This window comes from Burkholderia sp. Bp9140, from assembly GCF_003853425.1.
GTDB lineage: Bacteria > Pseudomonadota > Gammaproteobacteria > Burkholderiales > Burkholderiaceae > Burkholderia.
In genome coordinates this window covers 81,381-103,192 of record NZ_QTPQ01000002.1, presented here as the reverse complement: position 1 = coordinate 103,192, position 21,812 = coordinate 81,381, and the positions used below count along the sequence as shown (strand labels likewise).

Sequence of the window (21,812 nt, the reverse complement as noted above, 5' to 3'; positions counted from 1 at the left end):
GGTTTCCAGCGGTTTGTTTTCTAAGCGGAGGCGAGATTCGCGATGGCAAAGACGACAGGCGGAAAGAAAGCAACAGGCAAGGGCTCGACGGAGCCGACCACCAAGGTCACAGCGGCCAAGTCTGCTTCTTTCGCCAGGACAACGTCTTCAGTCACGTCAGCCCCTGCAGGAAAAAAAACCGCGGCCGGCACTGCTCAGGCTGCGCCGGCGTCGGCAGCCAGAACACGGGCTGCCGCCAGACCCGACTCCGGGCCGGCCAAGCCGGCGGCGAAGCGGGCAAGTGCGAAAAGCGCAAGGGACACGACTGCCGCCGCGGACGAAACGGCAGTACGTACTACTCATGCACCCACGGTTCAACCGGCTGTCGTCCAGCAGCCGCGAGTCGATATAGCCGGTACGGCGAACTCCATGACCAAAAAGCTGAACGAAGTATCCGTCGATGACGACGCAAATCAGAGCGACGGACAGCCCGCAGCCGCGGCTGCCCCGGGCAAATCCAAGGTGCGCGATCGTCGCGCCAAGGAAAAGGCGCTACTGAAGGAAGCGTTCGCGACGAGCACGCCCGGCACGGCCGAGGAGCTCGAGGAGCGCCGCGTGAAGCTGCGCGCGCTGATCAAGCTCGGCAAGGAGCGCGGCTTCCTCACGTATGCCGAAATCAACGACCACCTGCCGGACAACTTCACCGAGACCGAAGCCCTCGAAGGCATCATCGGCACGTTCAACGACATGGGCGTGGCGGTTTACGAGCAGGCGCCGGACGCGGAAACGCTGCTCCTGAACGACAACGCGCCGGCCGCGTCGTCGGACGATGAAGTCGAAGAGGAAGCTGAAGTCGCGCTGTCGACCGTCGATTCGGAATTCGGTCGCACGACCGATCCGGTCCGGATGTACATGCGCGAGATGGGCACGGTCGAGCTGCTCACGCGCGAAGGCGAAATCGAGATCGCGAAGCGGATCGAGGACGGCCTGCGCCACATGGTGATGGCAATTTCCGCGTGCCCGACGACGATCGCCGACATCCTCGCGATGGCCGAGCGCGTCGCGAACGAAGAGATCCGCGTCGACGAGCTCGTCGACGGCCTGCTCGATCCGAATGCTTCGGACTCCGCCGACACGGACGGTTTCTCCGCGAAGGAAGCGGAAGCGATCGAGAACGAGGACGAGGAAGCCGAAGAGGAAGAGGAAGAAGAGGAAGAGGAGGAAGATGACGGTGCCGCGCAGGCGTCGGCCAACGCCGCCCAGCTCGAAGCCCTCAAGCGTGCATCGCTCGACAAGTTCTCGCAGATCAGCGAGTGGTTCGACAAGATGCGCCGCGCGTTCGAGAAGGAAGGCTACAAGTCGAAGTCCTACCTGAAGGCGCAAGAAACGATCCAGACCGAGCTGATGACGATCCGCTTCACCGCGCGTACCGTCGAGCGTCTGTGCGATACGCTGCGTGCGCAAGTGGATGAAGTGCGTCAGGTCGAGCGTCAGATCCTGCACATCGTCGTCGACAAGTGCGGCATGCCGCGTTCGGAATTCATCGCGCGCTTCCCGGGCAGCGAGACGGATCTCGACTGGGCCGAGAAGATCACGGCCGAAGGCCATGCGTACAGCGCGGTCCTGTCGCGTAACGTTCCGGCGATCCGCGAACAGCAGCAGCGTCTGATCGACCTGCAGGCGCGCGTCGTGCTGCCGCTGAAGGACCTGAAGGAAACCAACCGCCAGATGGCGGCCGGCGAACTGAAGGCGCGTCAGGCGAAGCGTGAAATGACCGAGGCGAACCTGCGTCTCGTGATCTCGATCGCGAAGAAGTACACGAACCGCGGCCTGCAGTTCCTCGACCTGATCCAGGAAGGCAACATCGGCCTGATGAAGGCGGTGGACAAGTTCGAATACCGTCGCGGCTACAAGTTCTCGACCTATGCGACGTGGTGGATTCGTCAGGCCATCACGCGTTCGATCGCGGACCAGGCGCGCACGATCCGTATTCCGGTTCACATGATCGAAACGATCAACAAGATGAACCGCATCTCGCGGCAGATCCTGCAGGAAACCGGTCTCGAGCCGGATCCGGCAACGCTCGCCGAGAAGATGGAGATGCCGGAAGACAAGATCCGCAAGATCATGAAGATCGCGAAGGAGCCGATCTCGATGGAAACGCCGATCGGTGACGACGACGATTCCCATCTCGGCGACTTCATCGAGGACAACAACACGGTCGCGCCGGCGGATGCCGCGCTGCACGCAAGCATGCGCGACGTCGTGAAGGACGTGCTCGATTCGCTGACGCCGCGTGAGGCGAAGGTGCTGCGGATGCGCTTCGGCATCGAGATGAGCACCGATCACACGCTCGAGGAAGTCGGCAAGCAGTTCGACGTCACCCGCGAGCGGATCCGTCAGATCGAGGCCAAGGCGCTGCGCAAGTTGCGTCACCCGAGCCGTTCCGACAAGCTGAAGTCGTTCCTCGAAGGGAACTGATTTCCAGCGTCTCACTTGCGAACGCCGCCGGTATCCACGTGATGCCGGTGGCGTTTGTCCTCTTCGTCGTCTTTGTTGTTACAATGCCGGCCCGGCTTCGTTGCCGGAGCGGCGTGTAGCACGCTTTGCTTCTCGTCTGGGCCCCTAGCTCATGCTTGGTTAGAGCAGCGAACTCATAATTCGTTGGTGCCGGGTTCGACTCCCGGGGGGCCCACCAGATTCTCTTCCACGGTCATTCGAGGAAGTCTGTGCCGTTAAGCATAAAGTGTCCAGTTGGACACGTTATGCTTGATTCCCCGATGGGACGCATTGCGCTCTATCGGGAGCGGGTGGTAGCGTGGAAAGCTTTGTTCGCGGTGTACAGCCGCGAATGGGCGTGAAAAAGCCGGCGCGCAGGCCGGCTTTTTCGCTGTGAAGGGGCGCGCGTCGGCTAGCTCGCGCCGGGCGCTTCCTTGACCACCTAGCGCACGTCTATGACGCCGCGGATGCTGCCAAGACCTCCTCGGCTACGCGAGCATTAAGCCCCCCGCAGGTTGATGGAGTTGCCGTCGGCGATGATGTCCCGGCATGCCGCCATCGATGATGGTGCGAGCATCGACCATGCCCTGTTCTTTCCGGCGCTGAATATATTGCCTCCAGCGTTTGGCGAGGACGCGCGCTTCCTTATTCGCATTCTGGTACAGCGCCTAGTATCGACGTCGAGTCTGCGCGCCGCCTCCGCGACGTTGATGATTGATGGCAGTTTGCTGAACGAATGCAGTGAAATCAAGAAACCCTCGCCTCAAGTTGATGCTGCAACGTTTTGTAACCTAGATGGCGGTGTGTTTTTCAAGCTCGGGGATGAATTCCATTGCGCGCACAAGATTGGCGACCGTTGTACATTGTGATGGGTCAATAGTCACATATCCCTAGTAATAATTGCCTGCTTCGGAGAAACACGGACAAGGTCAGGGACTAGGTTAGCGATGAAGCAAGATAACGGCTGGACCAACACCGCTCCACGCAGTCATCGGATAAGCTCAGCGTCGATTTTATTGCTTTCAGCATTCTGGTGACATTTATTGTCCTTGAAATGCATCTTGCCGCTGGTATCCTAATTTCCCCACTGCTGTTCGCATCTGAAGCATGTTTGTTGTTCGACGCGCGGGTGGGTTCGCCAAGCGGAAGCTTCTGGACCGCTTGAACGGGGATTAGAAAGTACGGTTGGCACGGATGTTTCCGGGGGAAGCGAGCATTCGTGGCAGCACATCTAGACGAATGGCTAGTTGTCGTTGGAGACCATTGATGAATACCGGGGTTGTTGAGCCGACGGATGAATCGGCAATGCCTTATTGCGTTCAGATTCAGGCGGCCGTCGCTGGACGGGTCAATCTGGCGGACTTCCAGAACGCGGTGCCCGTGGTTCGGGAGCTTTCCATAGTTAACGAAACGGAAGACGCATTCCGGGACCTGAAGCTCACTGCGATTTCTGACCCACCATTCCTCAAGCCCAAGACGTGGCACCTAGACCATCTGGCGGCAGGGCAGACCCTGCGTATCACGGACCTTGATTTGTCTCTCGACGGTCCGCTGCTCGGCCGCCTGACTGAGTCGGAAAAGTCGGTGGTCACACTCACACTCACTGCGCCAAACCGCGAGTCAGCCGAGGTCGCAGTTTCCGAGCAGACAGTCGAGCTTCTTCCAAGGAATCAGTGGGGCGGTCTGTCGTCGTTGCCGGACATGATTGCGGCCTTCGTTCAGCCGAACGAGCAGGCAGTCGAACGTGTGCTCAAGCAGGCTGCGGAGGTGCTACGCAAAGCAGGGAAGCCCGGCAGCATCAATGGCTACCAGGAAGGTGCAAAGCGCGCATGGGAACTCGCTTCTGCTATCTGGAATGCAATTGGTGCGATGGGACTCGACTATGCCGTGCCTCCCGCGAGCTTCGAGCGGGAAGGCCAGAAGGTGCGCGGGCCCAGCCAGATTGCGGAATCTGGGCTCGCTACCTGTCTCGACCTGGCTTTGTTCGTCTGCGCCGCACTGGAGCAGGCGGGCCTGAATCCAGTTCTCGTCTTCCAGCAGGGGCATGCTTTTCCCGGCGTCTGGCTGAAGCCCGAAGAGTTCTCGACCACTGTCATCGACGACATCACCGCTCTGCGGAAGCGGGTGAAGCTCAAAGAGATGGTCCTGTTCGAGTCGACCCTCCTTGCACAGAGGCCTCTGCCGACTTTCAGTTTCACTACGGCCAAAGGTGAGGAACACATCTCTGAAGACGAAGAGCCGAAGTTCGAGCTGGCAATTGATATTCGACGCGCACGGATGCAGCGCATCAAACCGCTTGCTAGCGAACACGCTGTAGTTCGTGACACAGCTGGCACCGAGGTGACCGAGGACCTAACTCCGCGGTGGGAGGATGCCCCTGAGTTTTTGGAGGAGCTCGAAGACGCGCATTCAGACGACGGGCAGGAGCGGCCGGAGGACCGTCTCACACGCTGGCAGCGAAGGCTCCTCGACCTGTCACTCAGGAACAATCTGCTGAGCTTCAAGTCGGGAAAGAAGTCCCTGAAGCTCGACGCGCCTGAGCCAGGACTGCTTGAGGATGTTCTGGCGGAGGGACATGCGCTAAAGCTGCTGACCCGTCCGGACCTCATGGACGGTTCGGACCCACGCAGCCAGGCTATCCATGAGGCGCGCGAGCGCGAACACATTCGCCGCCAGCACGCTCTCGACGCGTTGACGCGCAAGGAAGTGTTTATCGGGTTACCGCAGGACGAGATGGATTCGCGCCTGACTGAACTGTTCCGGAATTCCCGGACCACCTTGCAGGAGGGAGGTTCGAATACACTGTACCTCGCGCTCGGCTTCCTATCGTGGACGCGCGACGACAAAGAAGACAAGAAATATCGCGCACCTCTCATCCTCGTACCTGTCACCCTCGAGCGTCGCAGTGCGCGCTCTGGTTTCAGTCTGAAGCTGTACGATGAGGAGGCCCGATTCAATCCGACGCTCATTGAAATGTTGCGTCAGGACTTCGAGCTCGAACTCGGTGTGAACGACGTCGAACTGCCCAAGGATGATTCAGGCCTCGATGTCGCCGGAATCTGGAAAACAGTGTCTCATGCCATCAAGGACATCAAGGGCTGGGAGGTCGTGGAAGAAGTCGTTCTGGCCTCTTTCTCGTTCGCCAAATACCTTATGTGGCGAGACCTCACCGAACGTACTGAGCAGCTCAAACAGAACGCGGTGGTCCGTCACCTCATTGATACTCCGCGCGATTCGTATCAGAGTACGGTGGGGTTCCCTGATGTCCGGCGACTGGATGTTGAGCTTCCTGTGAAGGACACGTTCTGCCCGTTGCCAGCAGACTCGTCGCAGCTTTCTGCAGTGGTTGCAGGCAGCAAGGGCAAGGATTTTGTTCTGATTGGCCCGCCGGGTACTGGGAAGAGCCAGACGATCGCAAATCTCGTTGCTCAGTGCCTCGCCGAGCGTAAGCGCGTTCTTTTCGTTTCCGAGAAGATGGCCGCTCTGGATGTCGTCTACCGGCGCCTCGCGGACGTTGGCCTTGGAAATTTCTGTCTCGAGCTCCACTCCAGCAAGGCGCGGAAGACTGATGTTCTCGAACAGTTGAAAACATCATGGGATGCGTCCGCTGCCCTCGCGCCTGAGCAGTGGCACGCCGAAGCGGCCCGACTTGAAGCGCTGAGGTCCCAGCTAAATGGATATGTTGAACGACTCCATCGTCGGTATTCGAATGGCCTGAGCGTCTATGAGGCAATCGGTCGAGTCGTCGGCGGTCATGACCTGCCAGCGTTCCGGCTGACATGGTCGTCTACCCAGGCGCATGACATGGAAGCGATGCGGGGCCTTCGCGAAACCGTCGAACTGCTCGATGTCAATGCCAAGGCATTCGGTGAAGAGAAGTTGACGTCAACCCCGCTGGCGCATGTGGCTCAGACCGAGTGGTCGCCTCTCTGGGCGGCCGCGCTGGACGACGCTGCCCGTGCGGTACCAGACGTTGCGGTGCGCTTCGAGAAAGCAGCGGCTGACCTGCGTCAGGCTATAGGGCTGCCGGACCTGCCGTTGGACCCCCGAGTACGCGATGGTCTGCGGATGCTCGCCGCGGTCCTGCCGTCCGCGTCTGGTTACGACTGGCGTTTCGCGCTACGTCCGGATGCAAAGGCTATTGCGGATGGATTGCGCCAGGCAACACCATTGTTGCAGCGGTACCGGGAACTGCTTGGCACGCTGTCGACGCCTTGCTCGAATCAGACACTCGAGGATCTGCGACTCGGTATTAGCCATTTGCAACGCGATTCGGAATTGCATGCAGCTCTTTCCGTGCCTTGGAGCGAAACACTGCGCGCTCGCCTCGCCAAAGGTATCGAACTGCTGCGCACCCGGCTTGACGTTCTCGGCCAGCTTTCGATTCCATACAAGGAAGGCATCCAGACAAGGACAATTGCCGAGTTGCAGTCTGACCTGCGTGAGCTCAAGGACTCGAACTGGCCGATGAGCATGATGCGCAAACGGTCCTTGACGAAGAAGCTCAGGGAGCTTGCAGGTGGAAACGGTGGCGAACCGAACATCGACGGTGATATCGAGTGTCTTGCGCGAATTGACGCCATCGATAACGAAATCAAGGAATACAGTGACCTGTTCTCGCTCACTTCGAGCGTATGGACGGGGCTCAAAACCGACCTTGATGTAGTTTGTGCACTCCTGTCATTCCAGACGGCCCTCGAGCGTGCTCGTGAACGCTCGAACTGGGACGACGTGGGCCTTGACCCAGTCAGCCGAGGGCAATGTGGCGATGCTGCTCAAGATGACCTGCAGCGGATGCGTGAGCTGCGGAAAATCGAGCAGGTTATTGCGAGTCTCGCTCATCTGGAAATCGAGACGGGCAATGTCTGGGCCGGTTACAAAACTGATGTTGTAGTCGCGAAGGCATACGTGCCTTTTCAAGGAGCGCTCTCTGCTGCACGAGCAGAAACCCACTGGGTGGATGACGGATATACGGTAATCGAGTCTGGACGCGCCGGCCCAACCGCGGCCACCGACATACGAAACATGCGCGAGTTGGTTTCGTTGCATGCCCGAATTCAGGAGTTCGCAGACCTGCCAGGCAAGACGTCCGGTCTGTGGAGCGGTCTGCAAACCAAGATTGATGGCATTGAGCCGGCCCTCAAGTTTTTCGAGTCTCTCTCGGCCGCACTGGCTAACCTCGCGAATACACCTGAACTGCTTGCAGCGGTCAAAGCCCCGGTCGCCCTTCTGCTTGGCGACGGCAATATTCTGCTTGAACCGTCAGGCATTGTTGCTGGTACGGGGTGCACCTATGCCGAAGCGCTGCAGTCGTTTAATGAAGTTGTCGCTCAATTTGCTACGGCCGGCGGGCTGGTATCTTCGGAACACGCGACTCTTCATTCGCTTCTCCCCGGACAAGTAGCGGAACGCGCTAGGCAGGTGGTGCAGAATGCTAACCGGCTGAAACTCTGGTGCGCCTGGCGGAAAGTCCGTCAGCATGCGCTTTCGGTGGGATTGGCCCCATTGGTTTCAGGTATCGAAGACGGCAATATTCAGCGTGGGCAGGTGAAGGCGGTCTTTGAGACTAACTACTGCCGCTGGTGGTTGAATGCGGTCGTGGATGGCGACGAGGTTCTGCGTAACTTTGTGTCCGCCGAGCACGAAAAACGCATCCAGGATTTCCGCGAGCTTGATGAGCAGTTCGTCGCTCTGACTCGGGCCTGGGTCAGAGCGCAACTTTCGTCCGGTCTTCCTTCGCCGGCGAGGGTCGCACTGGGCTCCGAGTGGGGGCTCCTGCGTTATGAGATGCAGAAGAAGACCCGACATCTTCCGTTGCGCGAACTTATGTCGAAGGCTTCTGGTGCAATTCTTAGATTGACCCCTTGTCTGCTCATGAGCCCGCTGTCGATTGCCCAGTATCTACCGGCCGAAACCTCTGACTTTGATGTCGTGGTCTTCGACGAAGCTTCTCAGATTCCGGTCTGGGATGCGATTGGTGCAATGGCGCGGGCGCGGCAAGTCATCATGGTCGGTGACCCGAAGCAGCTCCCGCCGACCAGCTTCTTCGACCGTGCGGAATCCGACGTCGACGATACGGATGTCGAGGCGGAACTCGAGAGCATTCTGGAGGAATGTATCGGAGCGAACCTGCCGACGATGAAACTGTCGTGGCACTACCGCAGCCGGCACGAGAGCCTTATTGCCTTCTCGAACTACCGGTACTACAGCGGCGACCTGGTTACATTCCCGAGTCCCGTCACCAACGACAGGGCTGTCAGCTTCAATCTCGTGACCGACGGCCAGTACGAGCGCGGTGGAGCCCGTACCAACAAACCAGAGGCGAAGGCGCTTGTGGCCGACTTGGTCGGCAGATTGAAGTCCCCGGGATTCATCGACAGTAGGATGACGGTCGGTGTCGTCACGTTCAACACCGAGCAGCAGCGCCTGATTGAAGACCTCCTTGACGAGGAGCGTCGCAAGGACCCGTCAATCGAGCCGCACTTTGCCGAGTCAGCGCTTGAGCCGGTGTTCGTCAAGAATTTGGAAAGCGTTCAAGGTGACGAGCGGGACATTATGTACTTCTCGATTACTTATGGCCCTGGCATTGATGGCACGATGCCGATGAACTTCGGTCCGATGAACCAGCAAGGTGGGGAGCGGCGCCTCAATGTTGCTATCACGCGTGCCCGCCAGGAACTGCGTGTGTTTGGCAGCTTCAAGCCGGAGAAGATGGACCTGTCCCGAACGCAGGCGCTGGGTGTTCGAGACTTGAAGCACTTCCTCGAGTTTGCCGAGCGAGGAGCTCGCGCTTTGGGTGAAGCCGTTGCCGGCAGCATTGGCGACTTCGATAGCCCGTTTGAGAAGGCAGTGTGCGTGGCACTGGCGGAGAGGGGCTGGACGGTTCATCCTCAGGTGGGCGTATCGGCGTTCCGTATCGACCTTGGCGTGGTGGACCCCGATGCTCCTGGCCGCTATCTGGCAGGCGTTGAATGTGATGGCGCGACCTACCATCGCTCAGCGACGGCTCGTGACCGCGATAAGCTGCGCGAGCAGGTTCTGAGAGGACTTGGTTGGGAAATCGTCCGAATCTGGTCAACAGACTGGTGGGTTGACATGCCGGGAACCCTCGAGAAGGTGGATAGTCAACTGCGAGCTTTGCTTGCCGTCAGACGAGAAGCGGAGGCAGCGGAGATGCAGAGCGCTGCAGCAATCGCGGAAGAGGTCCTCGCCGCCGCAAAATCGGGTTCAGGTAGCGGATTCAGCAACGCAGATGCAGTAGAAGATGTTGCGCCGAAGCTGGTATCGAAGGCTGCAGTCTCCGAAGATGAAGCGCTGGTCATGTACGCTCGCGCCGCGTCAACGCCGATATCCGTTGAGCGCGAGGAGGCGATATTCGTTGAAGTTGACTTGACGATTTCCGACCACGAGCGTGACCCGGAGCTGTTCTTCGCTCACTCTTACGACGAGCGTCTGCTCGCGATGATTACAGCAGTCGTCAACGTCGAGGGACCCGTGCGCGACGAGGTTCTGGCAAGACGTATTGCTCGCGCGCATGGATGGTCCCGAACCGGCTCTCGCATTCTGAATCGCGTGATCGACCTCGCGTCGAAGCACTTCGATGCAGAGACTGAAGATGTTGGCCTGTTTATCTGGCCTAAGACTGTCGGTAATAAGGCATCTTTAGCGTTCAGAAGTCCGCTGCCCGGAGCTACACGACCGGTAGATGAGGTTTCAATCTCAGAACTGAGAATGCTTGCGACGAAACTGCAAGCCGAGGGACATGACGAAGAGTCAGGGCTCAACGCCATGAGTCGAGAGCTGGGCCTTCTTCGGCTGCGCGGCGCGAGCAGGGAGCGTTTGGAGCAAGCATGGCGATGTGAATAACGTGGAGTTCAGACGGGCCGCCGATAGCACCGCACGCTCTGTTGACGAATCTCGCTAGGCGACCTCAAGGCGCTTGCTATAGAAATGCTGCTGGTCGGCCATGGTAACGAGTCGGGTGTTATCGCGACGGTACGCGATTGGTCTGAGCAAGGTCTCGGCAGTGAGTAAGGCTCGCCTGGCGAGAGTCTGGTCGAACGTCGTGGGAGGGACTTCACTGGAGGCCCACCAACGCGCTCGTCTTTACAAGCAGGGGCTTGATGGGTAGCACCAGCTGACGAAACGAATTGAGACAATACGGGGCTAAAAATGGGCTGGGGTTTCAGGAAGAGCATAAAGATTGCGCCTGGCGTTCGTCTGAACGTCAGCAAGAGCGGTGTCAGTACGTCGATTGGTGGCAAAGGATTCACGTACAATTCTCGCGGCCGTGTGACTGCTAGTATTCCTGGCACGGGTATTCGCTTTACCCAGAACACCCACGCAACACGTACATCGAATCCAGTGCGCTCCGTGGTTGCCGGGAGTGGTCGCATCGATTCTGCGAGCACTGAACGTCTCTCGAAACGGGAGCAGGCAGCTCGAGACTTCGTGGTCCAGGTGCAGGAGCGCACGGCGAATGCGCTGTTGCTGTACTTCATGTCGCACGGTGTCTACGTTCGACGAGAGGATTTGGCGGATGCAGTAACGCTCGCGGAGCATCAAGGATTCGTCGAGACGCTGGCCCTCGAGTTTGAAGCTACGACCAAGGCGATTAAGTTAGCCGTCGACATCGGCTCGATATCGCTCGCTGAGAAAGAGAAGGCGATGCTTGCGGTCTATGAAGTCGAGCGCAAGTGTTCAGAAAACCTCGGCGATAGAGGGCAACTGGCGAACGAAGCCGCCACCCTTGCAAGCGTGGTGCGCTCGTGGCCCGTGGCACCCACGTTAAAGGCCCCGTTGGTTGTGGGGCTCATAGCAGCGTTTCTCCTGTTCATGGGTGGCATTGTCGCTGGCCTTATTCTGCTCCTGGTCGCGTTTGCGTTTGGGGGCTTCAGCCTCGTATCGTTCAGCAAGAAAAAAACTGCTGTTGCAAACACGATTGCGGATGCCAACGAGCGGTTCGACGCGTTGTTGGCTGTTGAGGTGTCCGGGCGCCCGGCACTTGGTGCGGTTCGGGACAACACGCATGTCAAGGCAATCGGCTTCGGCATTCTGCTTGTAGCCGTTTCTGCGATTGCGTGGTCGTATCGAACACCGAATGCGTATCAGCCAGCGACGATGACGCAAGGTGCCGAGAAAGCTGTGTCAGCGGCGTCGAGCGTCGCCGCTGACACAGCACGAGGGGGCGGAAAGCAACTCGACTTCGGTTGGATGGTCGGAAAGCTACCGGCCGACGTGGTTACCGATAAGCGGTTTCGCGCGCCCTTCAACCACGCTTCCAAGGCAGACTGGAAGCGATTCGTTGACCGGCTCGCGGTTGCGAATTCCAGAGGCATCGAGTTGCGAGACGGCTTTTTAGTAGGGCAAGGATGCAAGGCAGGTGCTTGTGGGTCGGATGCAGCCGCGTTTGCAATTGATGCATCTACGGGCAAGGGTGATTTTGTGTTTCGGGAAACTGTCGACGCCTCATCCGGTAAGGCCATCACCAAAAGGGTGACATGGAAGGACCTGCCGCTGGATTCAACTCCGCTCGCCGAGTGGGTGCACTCGACGGAGACCACCGTGGCTTCAGACACAGCCGCACTCGCTCCGGCACAATCGACCCTTCGGACAAGCTTCGATTGCAGCAAGGCGCATTCGGTAGCTGAACACCTTATTTGCACCGATGCCCAGTTGGCTGCGGCTGACGTCGAGCTGGCTGCCGTATATGCCAAAGCAAAGGCGGCTGTCACGGACCAGGTAGCTTTCAAGACGCGAACCCTGGAGCAGTGGAACTACCGCGAGAAAACCTGCCATGACCGCGAATGTCTGGCAAGGTGGTATGCAGACCAAAGAATCGTGCTTCTGCATATCGCCGAGACAGGCAATGCGACGGCCGAATAGTTTCTGTGCTGGGACGCAGCCGTGGGGGGCACCGCTTGTGTGGCCTATAGAGTAGGCATGACCATGCTGCGTTCGTGGGGTGCGATTCTCTCGTTGCTGATGCTTGCCGCGTGCGCCAGCCTGCCGCCGCAGGTCGACCGCGCGCCGACGCATGCATACACCGATACCGGAAACACTCGCCTCGGTACGGCATTTCGTCAACAGGCTGCCGCCCATCCAGGGCAGGACGCGTTTCACCTGCTGCGCGATCCCGTCGATGCCCTCGATGCGCGCGTGCTGCTTGCCGATCGCGCGGACCGCTCCCTGGACCTCCAGTACTACATCTGGCACGACGACCTGACCGGACACGAACTCGCGGACGCGATCATCCGCGCGGCCGATCGCGGCGTACGCGTGCGCGCGCTGCTCGACGATCTCGGCACGAACGCGGACGACCGCAAGCTGCTCGAGATCAGTTCGCATCCGAACATCGAGATCCGGCTCTTCAATCCGGTCGCGACGCGCCACTTCAAGAAGATCGGCACGGTGCTCGAGTTCTCGCGCGTCAACCGGCGCATGCACAACAAGGCGATGATCGCGGACAACCAGGCGGCGATCGTCGGCGGCCGCAACATCGGCGACGAGTACTTCGGCGCGTCGTCGATGCTGGAGTTCGGCGACCTCGACGTGGTCGTGCACGGTCCCGTCGTGAACGACATCTCGACCGAGTTCGACACGTTCTGGAATTCACCCTATGCGTTTTCGATCAATGCGCTGGTCGGGCATGTCGCGGCGCCGGGCGGCCTCGATCGGGAGCGCGAACGGCTGCGCGATTACCTGCGCGCGATGGAGGACAATCCGTACGTGCTCGAGGCGCGCCACCGGCTCGACCAGATCGTGCATGGCCAGGGCACGGAGCTGTCTTGGGGGCATGCGACGGTCCTGTACGACGATCCGGCGAAGATCGCCCGGGCCCCGAAGGACAGCGAAGGGCACCTGATGCCGCAACTGCGTGCGCTCGCGTTGCGGCCCGAGCACGAACTGCTGATCGTGTCGCCGTATTTCGTGCCGGGCAAGGACATGGTCGAACGGCTGCGTGCGCTCACGGCGCGCGGCGTGAGCGTGACGATCCTGACCAATTCGCTCGCGTCGACCGACGTGGCGGCCGTGCATGCGGGCTACCGGCGCTATCGCCGCGATCTGGTGGAAGCCGGCGTGCGGCTTTACGAGCGGCGGCCATCCGGCGACAAGAGCATCTCGAAGCAGGTGATCATCGGCTCGTCGCGTGCGTCGCTGCACGCGAAGACGTATGTGTTCGATCGCAAGAACATCTTCATCGGGTCGATGAATCTCGATCCGCGCTCGCTGAATCTCAACACCGAGATCGGTGTTTATTGCGAAAGTCCGGCCATTGCGTCCGAAGTGGTGACGGACCTGGAGCCGCGGCTCGATCGAATCGCATGGCGAGTCGAATCGAGGACCGACCCGGCCGGGAAGGGGCGGCTCAAGTGGCTTCAGACCGACGCGGACGGGACGGTGACCGAGCTCGATCATGAGCCGGAAGTGTCGGCTGCGCGGCGCATGGAAGTGTGGTTTCTCGGCTTGTTTCCGATCGAATCGCAGCTGTGATCGTGATCCGCGTGCCCGCGACAACCGCGGGGCGGCATACGCGGGCGCGCATCATCGATCCGGCCGCGACACGCGGATCGCCGTACCCCCGGTTCCGGGCGGGTGTGCGAAACCACCCGCGCCCGGAACCGCGCCGCTCATCGCGCGATCAGCGCGCGAAATCCGACGTGCTCTGGATGAACGTGTTCAGCTTCGAGATGTTCACGCTGCCGAAGCCCGTCGTCGCGTCCCAGCCGGCCTTCGCCCTGTAGCCGTACGTGCCGCTGCCGTTGTTGCCGGACGTCACGTCGTGCAGCAGGGCCGCGTTGGTCGGGAAGTACTTGTAGATGCTCGACGCCGGGAAGCCGAGCGCGTTGTTGTTCGCCGATTGCAGCCGTGCCCAGATGCCGGTGAAGATCGGCGCGGCGAGACTCGTGCCGCCTTCGTTGTTCAGGTAGCCCGAACCCCACAGCGTGTCGGACGTCTGGCCGTTCACCACGAGGATCGCGCCGGTGCGCAGGTCGGCGTCGAAGCCGACGTCCGGCAGCGCGCGCTTGGTCGACCCGGTGAGGCTCGACGATTGCCACGACGGTGCGGTTTCGTACTTGCTGTAGCCGCCGCCCGTCGACCACACGGTGCCCGGCTGCCAGCTCGGATCGTTCCACACGATTTCGCTGTTGTACGCGTTGGTCGACGTATTGGTGAACAGCGTCGTGCCGCCCACCGCGATCACGTACGGCGACGTCGCGGGTTCGCTCACCGTGTAGGTCGAGCGCGACGGCTTGCCGCTCGCGCATTCGTACGCGCCGTGGTCGCCGGCCGACACGGAGAAGGTCTGCCCTTGCGCGACGGCCTGCTTGAAGATGGCGTCGTCGGTCGCCTGCGAGCCGGTGCTGTACGCGGACGATTCGCACACGCCGAGCGATACGTTGATGACTTTCGCGACGTTGTCGCTCACCGCCTTGTTGTACGCGGCGGTGATCGCCGTGAGCGTCATCGACGGTGCCGCGTAGAACACGACCTGTTTCACGCTGCCGCCGGCGGCGCCGACGATCGACTGGCTGTCGAGGTTCCATTCGACGGTGCCGGATGTATCGGTGTACGAACTGCCTGCCGGACCCGTCTGCACGACGCTGCTGCTGATCGTACCGAGGCCGTTGTTCGCGGCGAACGTATTGAGGTCGCTGACCGTCTGCGACAGGTCGCCTTCGGAGATGATCCCGACCGTGGTCTGCGAGGCCGTCGGCGTGCCGTCGCCGCCGTAGAGCGACGAGAATTCCGTCGGGTTGTGCGGCACCGCGGACGCGCCCGCCGGGATCGTCAGGTTGCTGGTGTTGCCTTGCGGCTTGGTGCCCGCACCGGTATGCATGAGTTCTACGTTCTGCAGGCCGAGCACGGCGCCGACGATGCCGCCGATCGCGTTCGGCACCTGCGCGGCATCGGTGTTCGCATAGACGCTGCGGCCGTCGCGCGTGAAGCGCTTGAGCGCCGTGCGGAAGGCAGACTTGATCGTTGCCGCCGTGCCGGAGGCGGACACGAGCAGGCGGTTCGGCGCGACCACGATGTTGACGAAGCCTGCCTTGCGCAGGTGCGCGACGACGGACGCGACCTGCTGGTCGGTCGGTGCATACTGCGCGGCGAACTGCGCCGGCGTGAGGAACTGCTTGTAGTGCGGCGAGCCGGGCGTATGCAGGTCGCGCAGGTACTGGTCGAGTTGGGCTTCGTTGCGCAGGTTCAGCCCGAGCACGATGTCGACCGATTCGCCGGGCGCCATCTCGGTTGCAGCCGCGGCAGCGGCGGCGGTGCTGGCCGCCGGCGCGCCGGCGGTACTGCTGCTTTCACCCTGCTGGACGAGCGGCAGGAATCCCTTGGTGCGCGTTTCCGTCCAGCCGGCGGCCGGTGCGGCATGGACGGCCGTCATGCCGAACGAAGCGGCTGCGGCGGCGAAGGCGAGCTTGACGATGCGGATGCGCTTTTGATTCTTGTCTGCAACGTGATTCATTTTGAATTACCCCTCCGGTTGAACATCGAACGGCACGAACAACAACGGTCGACAGCGGCGCGGATCGTGCGCCGCCGATATCCGCCGCGCTCGCGCGGATGGCGCGGACGCGACGGGGCCTTTCGCCCGATCCGGAAGGGTGGTGTTCCTCCGGGGGCGAAATGCTGGAATGCTCGGTAACGGAGGCGCTGCGCCGCGATGCGAGTCGGCCGCGCCAGCAGGCTTGAGGCGGGCGGGATGGCTAAAGCAACAGTTTCGGTGTCCTGCTCATTCGGTTCGGTCCTTCGGCCCGCTGCCGGACGGCAGCTGCCCAATGAAATGCATCGGGATGTTGCATGCGCCGACGGAAGAAGCGACGATCGGCGGCGAGAACTTCGGTGCAGCGGAAGCGAAATGCGTCGAGCGGAATCGATTGCGTGGTTTGCAATTCGTCAGATTGCTTGCATCGGACGGTATCAAGAACGAAAGTTCGATGTCAAACTTTTTCTGATTATATGAAACAAAATTAAATGGAATAAGCTGAAATGCTTTTGAAAAGATCGGCGGTGTTTTGTAATTTTCGAAGCCTGATCTGGTTGTAATGGCAGCTTCGTCGGCGGGATAATCCGCGGTTCGTTTCGTAATGGGCGAACCGTCGTCGAGGAGTCCTTCGAGTTGCCGGTGCCGGTCGTTCGTCACGCCATGTGCCGGGTGTCATGACGTCCGGCGCCATCGACGAACTTCGCCGGACGAGCATCCGATGCGCGTCAACCCGCGTTCGTCTGCCACCCGAGCCCGAGGCTCTTCTGCAGCGACACGTAGTCCTTGATGAGTTCGGCCTGCCCGGCGATCACGTTCTGCTCCGCAGCGAGCGCCTCGCGCTGCGTATCGAGCAGATCGATCATCGTTGCGACACCCGCGCGATGACGCTGGTCCATCAGCGTGGCCGAATGCGTGGCCGACGTCTGCACCTTGGAGAGCGCGACGACGTGTTCGCGCTGGTGTCCGTAGCGCTGCAGCGCCGTGTTCGCGTCCTGCAATGCGCCGAGCACCGCTTTCCGGTAATTCGCTTCCGCTTCGTCGCGCGACGCTTCGGCCGCCCGCACCGCACCGCGCGTGCGGCCGAAGTCGAGAATGTTCCATTGCAGGTACGGCGCGCCGAGCCATGTGAAGTTCTGCTTGCGGAACAGGTGGCCGGGGTCCGTCGCGCTGAAGCCGAGATCGCCGAGCAGCGTCACCTTCGGGAAATAGTCGGCCATGTGCTCGCCGATCTGCGCATTGCTCGACGCGAGCCGGCGTTCGGCCGCACGGACGTCGGGGCGCTGCTTCAGCAGCGCGGCCGGATCGCCGACCGGCACGCTGCCGGGCAGTGTCGGCAGCGGCGTGCCCGGTGCCGACAGCGCGGCGTCGAGTACACCGGGCGGGCGCCCGGTCAGGATCGCCAGCCGGTCGAGCGATTCCGTCACCTGCGCATCGAGCGGGATCAACGATGCGCGCGTGTTCTCGACCTGAGTCGTCAGGCGTTCGAGGTCCGCATCGGCCGCCACGCCGCGCGCGCGGCGCTGCCGCGTGAGTTCGAGCATCTGCTGTTGCAGTTCGGCCGTGCGCTGCGACAGCGCGAGCCGTTGCTGCCGGTCGCGCAGGTCGACGTACGCGGTCGCCACCTCGGCCGCGATCGACACCTGCGTGTCGGCGAGGTCGGCGTCGACGGCTTCCGCCTGCGCGGATGCCGCCTCGACCGCGCGGCGCGTGCCGCCGAACAGGTCGATTTCCCAGGTCGCATCGAAGCCGGCCGAATAGAGCTGCAGCGGACCGGAGCCACCCAGCGACGGCGATGACCCGCCCGACTGGTTCGAGTTGCCTGAAGGCAGCAGCGAGCCGAGCGCGCTGACGTCCGGCTCGCGCATGCGGATCGCGGCGACGGTGGCCGACGATTTCGGCAACTGCGCCGCGCGCTGTTGCGCCAGCTGCGCGCGCGATGCGCGCAACCGTGCCTGCGCGGCGTGCAGATCGGGGTTGTGCGCGAGCGCGGCGACGATCAGGTCGTCGAGCTGGCGATCGTTGAGCGCATGCCACCACGCACTCGGCGCGGGGGCGGCGGGGTCGACGCCGGCTGCGGGCGCGCGCACGAAGATCGGTGCGTCGGGCGTCGCGGGTGCGCCGCGGTAGTCGGGGCCGACCGTACAGCCGGCGAGCAGGCACGCGGTTGCGCACAGCGTGAGCGCAGGGCGGCGGGGCAGGGAGAAGGGCTTCATCGCGTAAGGCGGTTCAATGGCCGGACGACATCGGCTGCGGGCCACGTGGCGTCTTCAGCAGCAGCGCGAGCGGTACGCACGCGAGCAGCGCGAGTCCCAGCAGGTAGAAGGTTTCGGAATAGGTCATCACGACGGCCTGGACCTGGATCTGCTGCGCGAGCTGGCCGAGCGCGCGCAGATTCGAATACGCGAGGTCGCCCGTGTGCGCGAACCAGTTCGCCGCATAGGCCGACAGCCGTTCCTGTCCGATCAGCGAATTGGCGCTGACCGATTCGCGCAGCGCGGCGGCATGGAAGGTCGTGCGCCGGTCGATCACGGTGCCGATGATCGCGAGCCCGATCGAGCCGCCGAGGTTGCGCGCCATGTTGTAGAGTCCGGCCGCGTCACCCGAGTCCTCGCGAGCGACGGCGGCCATCGACGCCTGGTTCAGCGGCATCATCGCGAGCATCTGCGCGACGCCGCGAATCAGTTGCGACCACACGAAATCATGGCCGACGCTCTGCGCGGTCAGGCTGATGTCGAGCATGCAGCTCAGGCAGAACAGCAGCAGCCCCGAGATCACGAGAACGCGAAAGTCGACCTTGCCGAGCAGGCGCGGCAGGATCGGCATCACGAGAAACGCGGGCAGGCCCGACAGCAGCATGATCGCGCCCGCCTGCTCGGCGTTGTAGCCCGCGACGATCGCGAGGAACTGCGGCAGCAGGTACGACACGCCGTACAGCCCGGCGCCCACCGCGGACACGATCACGATCACGCTCGCATAGCGCGGATTGCGCATCAGGGACAGGCGCATGATCGGCCGCTTCGAGAAGCGCTGCGACAACGCGATCAGGATCATTCCGGCAAGCGACACGTAGCTCAGCGTGACGATCATCTGCGACTCGAACCAGCGCTCGCGCTGGCCTTCCTCGAGCACGACGGTCAGCGAGCTCAGCCCGATCGCGAGGCCCGCGATCCCGAGCCAGTCCGCGTTGAAGAACGTGTCCCATTGCGGCCGGTCGGACGGCAGCCCGAACACCAGCAGCGCCATCAGCAGCAGGCACACCGGCAGGTTCAGGAAGAAGCACCAGCCCCAGCTGACGTTCTCCGCAAGCCAGCCGCCGAGCACGGGACCGAACAGCGGCCCGAGCAGCACGATCAACCCGAACAGGGTCATTCCGACCGGCAACTGCGACAGCGGCAGCCGCGTGCGGATGATGGTTTGCGCGGTGGGGATCAGCGCGCCGCCCGTGAAGCCCTGGCCGATGCGCCCGGCGATCATCATCGCGAGCGAATGCGACCAGCCGCACATCATCGAGAACGCGATGAACAGCGCGGCATTCGTCAGCAGGAAGTTGCGCAGCCCGAACACGCGCGTGAGCCACGCGGCGAGCGGGATCATCACGATTTCCGACATCAGGTAGCCGGTCGAGATCCACGTGCCCTCGGTGCCGGTCGCGCCGATCTCACCCTGGATCTGCGGCAGCGCGGAGTTCGTGATCGAGATGTCGAGCGTCGCCATCAGCGCGCCGAGCGCGCCGGCAGCGACGGCGATCCAGTCGGTGACGCTCGCGCGGCCTTCGTGCGGCGGCGCGGGCGGGGTGGCGGCGGTATCAGCCATGGCGTTTCTCGTTGCCGTCCGAGCGCGTGTCGACGTCGACAGTCACGGACAGCCCGGGCAACAGCATGCGTTGCGCGCGTGCGTTTGCGGCGAGGCGGATGCGCACCGGCACGCGCTGCACGATCTTCGTGAAGTTGCCGGTCGCGTTTTCGGGCGGCAGCAGCGCGAATTGCGCGCCGGTGCCCGGTGCGAAGCTGTCGACGGTGCCGGTGAGCGTGTCGTCCGGCAGCGCGTCGACGTGCAGCTCGACGGGCTGGCCGATGCGCATCCGGCCGATCTGCGTTTCCTTGAAGTTCGCGACGAGGTAGATCGCGTCCACCGGCACGACGGTCAGCAGGCGCGTGCCGGGCTGCACGTACTGGCCGACGCGCACCGTGCGGTCGCCGACGCGGCCGTCGAGCGTGCTGCGCACGATCGTGTTGTCGAGGTCGAGCTGCGCCTGCGCGGCGCTCGCCTGGGCCGCTTCGAGCTGCGCGCGCGCCTGCTGCAACTGCGCGGTGAACGATGCGATCTGCGTGCGCGCGGCCGCGCTCGACGCATTGTTCGCGGCGAGCGTCGCGGCAGCCTGGTCGCGCGTGCTCTTCAGGTCGGCCACGCGCTCGTGCGTCTCGGCGCCGGTTGCTGCGAGCGGCGCGTAGCGCGCGTATTCGTCGCTCGCGTGCCGCGCATTGATCTGCGACACCTTCGCCTGTGCTTCGGCCTGGTCGAGGTTCGCGCGCTGCTGGTTGATGTCGGCTTCGGCACGCGCGATGTCGGCGCGGCGCGCGTCGGCGGTCGCGTTCGACTGTGCGAGCGCCACCTGGTACTGGCGGACGTCGAGCCGCACGAGCGGGTCGCCCGCCTTGACGACCTGGTTGTCGCGCACGTAGACGTCGGTCACGTAGCCGGCGACCTTCGGCGCGGCCGTCATGTTGTCGGCCTGCAGATACGCATCGCTGGTGCTTTCGATGAAGCGGCCGACCGTCCACCAGCGGCCGAGCCAGACCGCGCCGCCGATGGCCGCGAGCACGGCAACGGCGAGCAGGACGCGCCGCCTCGAGCGGCCGTTGCGCGGCGGTTTCGCGGGTTCCTGACGATCTGCTTTCGATGGCGGATCTTGCGGCGTCGACATGAGGGCATCCAATTTATTCCAGGCGGACGAATTATTCCAGTCGGAAAAATTCTGTCAAGTAGAATGTCGTTCGATCGACTGACGAGGGATGCATGAACGAAGCGAAGAAGCTGCGGCGCACGTCGACGAGCGGCTATGCACGCGGCGACGAGACGCGCCAGCGGATCGTCGACGCGGCGATCGAGCTGTTCGGCGAACACGGGTTCGCAGGCGCGTCGACACGCGACATCGCGGCGAAGGCCGGCGTGAATGCGCCGGCGCTCCAGTACTACTTCGAGAACAAGGAAGGCGTTTACCGCGCATGCGTCGAGGCGATGGCCGAGCTCGGCTGGAGCGTGCTGGGTCCGGCGGTCGAACACGCGCGTGCGGTGCTCGACGCGGACGCGGACGTCGATGCGCTGATAGACGCATTCATCGGCATCCTTCGTACGCTGGCCGACCGGATGTTCACGGTGCCGAAGACGATGGGGCAGCGGATGTTCTTTGCGCGCGAGCAGATCGGGCAGGAGCCGGCAAGCGCGACCGAAATTCTGATGAAGCGCGTGCGCAAGCCGCTCAACGACGTGAGTGCCGAACTGATCGGGCGGATCTCGGGGCGGCCGGCGGACGATCCCGTCACGCGGCTGCGCGCGATGAGCCTGTTCGGGCAGTTGACGGTGTTCCACCTCGTGCCGCGCTCCGTGCTGCAACTGCTCGACTGGGACAGTTTCGACGGTGAAGGCGGCGCGCTGCTGATGGCGACCATTGCCGACCAGACGCGCGTGCTGCTCGAACACTGGCATGTGCAGCGCGGCACATCGGGCGGCGAGCAGGCCGCCGGCGTGAAGTCGGCCGCGCCGGCGAGTGCGGCGAAGCGCGTTCAGCGCGTGAAGAAGTCCGCCGCGCGCTGAGCGCGGCCATCAGTCGTTTGGTGGC

At 62.4% G+C, this 21,812-nt stretch carries 11 protein-coding genes and 1 tRNA gene; 7 read left to right on the top strand and 5 right to left on the bottom strand.

Annotated features, from left to right (window positions below; all coding sequences use genetic code 11):
- The first annotated feature begins 42 nt into the window (after nucleotides 1-42).
- The 6 genes from rpoD (at nucleotide 43) to DIE21_RS02035 (ending at nucleotide 13,971) form a co-directional block, all read left to right on the top strand.
- On the top strand, nucleotides 43-2,460 hold the full coding sequence (rpoD, locus tag DIE21_RS02060; RefSeq protein ID WP_124495548.1) for an RNA polymerase sigma factor RpoD: 2,418 nt from the start codon (nucleotides 43-45) through the stop codon (nucleotides 2,458-2,460).
- A gap of 138 nt (nucleotides 2,461-2,598) precedes the next feature.
- A tRNA-Ile gene (locus DIE21_RS02055) sits at nucleotides 2,599-2,677 on the top strand.
- Between the two features lie 319 nt (nucleotides 2,678-2,996).
- A complete protein-coding gene (locus tag DIE21_RS37055) occupies nucleotides 2,997-3,347 on the top strand; it encodes a hypothetical protein (RefSeq protein WP_185640518.1) in 351 nt (116 codons plus the stop codon).
- Nucleotides 3,348-3,744: 397 nt separating this feature from the next.
- On the top strand, nucleotides 3,745-10,344 hold the full coding sequence (locus tag DIE21_RS02045; RefSeq protein WP_124495547.1) for a DUF3320 domain-containing protein: 6,600 nt from the start codon (nucleotides 3,745-3,747) through the stop codon (nucleotides 10,342-10,344).
- Between the two features lie 306 nt (nucleotides 10,345-10,650).
- A complete protein-coding gene (locus tag DIE21_RS02040) occupies nucleotides 10,651-12,363 on the top strand; it encodes a DUF4236 domain-containing protein (protein WP_124495545.1) in 1,713 nt (570 codons plus the stop codon).
- 57 nt (nucleotides 12,364-12,420) lie between these two features.
- Entirely contained in the window at nucleotides 12,421-13,971 is a 1,551-nt protein-coding gene (locus tag DIE21_RS02035) for a phospholipase D family protein (RefSeq protein WP_124495947.1), read from the top strand.
- 148 nt (nucleotides 13,972-14,119) lie between these two features.
- Here DIE21_RS02035 and DIE21_RS02030 read toward each other — a convergent pair whose 3' ends face one another.
- The 5 genes from DIE21_RS02030 to DIE21_RS02010 form a co-directional block, all read right to left on the bottom strand.
- Nucleotides 14,120-15,952, bottom strand: coding sequence for a protease pro-enzyme activation domain-containing protein (locus DIE21_RS02030; RefSeq protein ID WP_124495543.1), 1,833 nt, complete (start codon nucleotides 15,950-15,952; stop codon nucleotides 14,120-14,122).
- 267 nt (nucleotides 15,953-16,219) lie between these two features.
- Nucleotides 16,220-16,630: a hypothetical protein gene (locus DIE21_RS02025; protein WP_124495541.1), complete on the bottom strand. Its 411-nt coding sequence runs from the start codon at nucleotides 16,628-16,630 to the stop codon at nucleotides 16,220-16,222.
- A 68-nt stretch (nucleotides 16,631-16,698) separates the two neighbouring features.
- Nucleotides 16,699-18,186 carry an efflux transporter outer membrane subunit gene (locus DIE21_RS02020; protein ID WP_124495539.1) on the bottom strand — a complete coding sequence of 496 codons (1,488 nt, stop codon included), beginning with the start codon at nucleotides 18,184-18,186 and terminating at the stop codon, nucleotides 16,699-16,701.
- Nucleotides 18,187-18,199: 13 nt separating this feature from the next.
- Nucleotides 18,200-19,786, bottom strand: coding sequence for a DHA2 family efflux MFS transporter permease subunit (locus DIE21_RS02015; protein ID WP_124495537.1), 1,587 nt, complete (start codon nucleotides 19,784-19,786; stop codon nucleotides 18,200-18,202).
- A complete protein-coding gene (locus tag DIE21_RS02010; protein WP_124495535.1) occupies nucleotides 19,779-20,897 on the bottom strand; it encodes an HlyD family secretion protein in 1,119 nt (372 codons plus the stop codon). The genes DIE21_RS02015 and DIE21_RS02010 overlap by 8 nt, the downstream gene beginning before the upstream one ends.
- 92 nt (nucleotides 20,898-20,989) lie before the next feature.
- On the opposite strand from DIE21_RS02010, the gene DIE21_RS02005 reads away from it, so the two are divergent.
- Nucleotides 20,990-21,787, top strand: a complete 798-nt coding sequence (locus DIE21_RS02005; protein WP_124495533.1) for a CerR family C-terminal domain-containing protein — start codon at nucleotides 20,990-20,992, stop codon at nucleotides 21,785-21,787.
- Nucleotides 21,788-21,812: the final 25 nt, after the last annotated feature.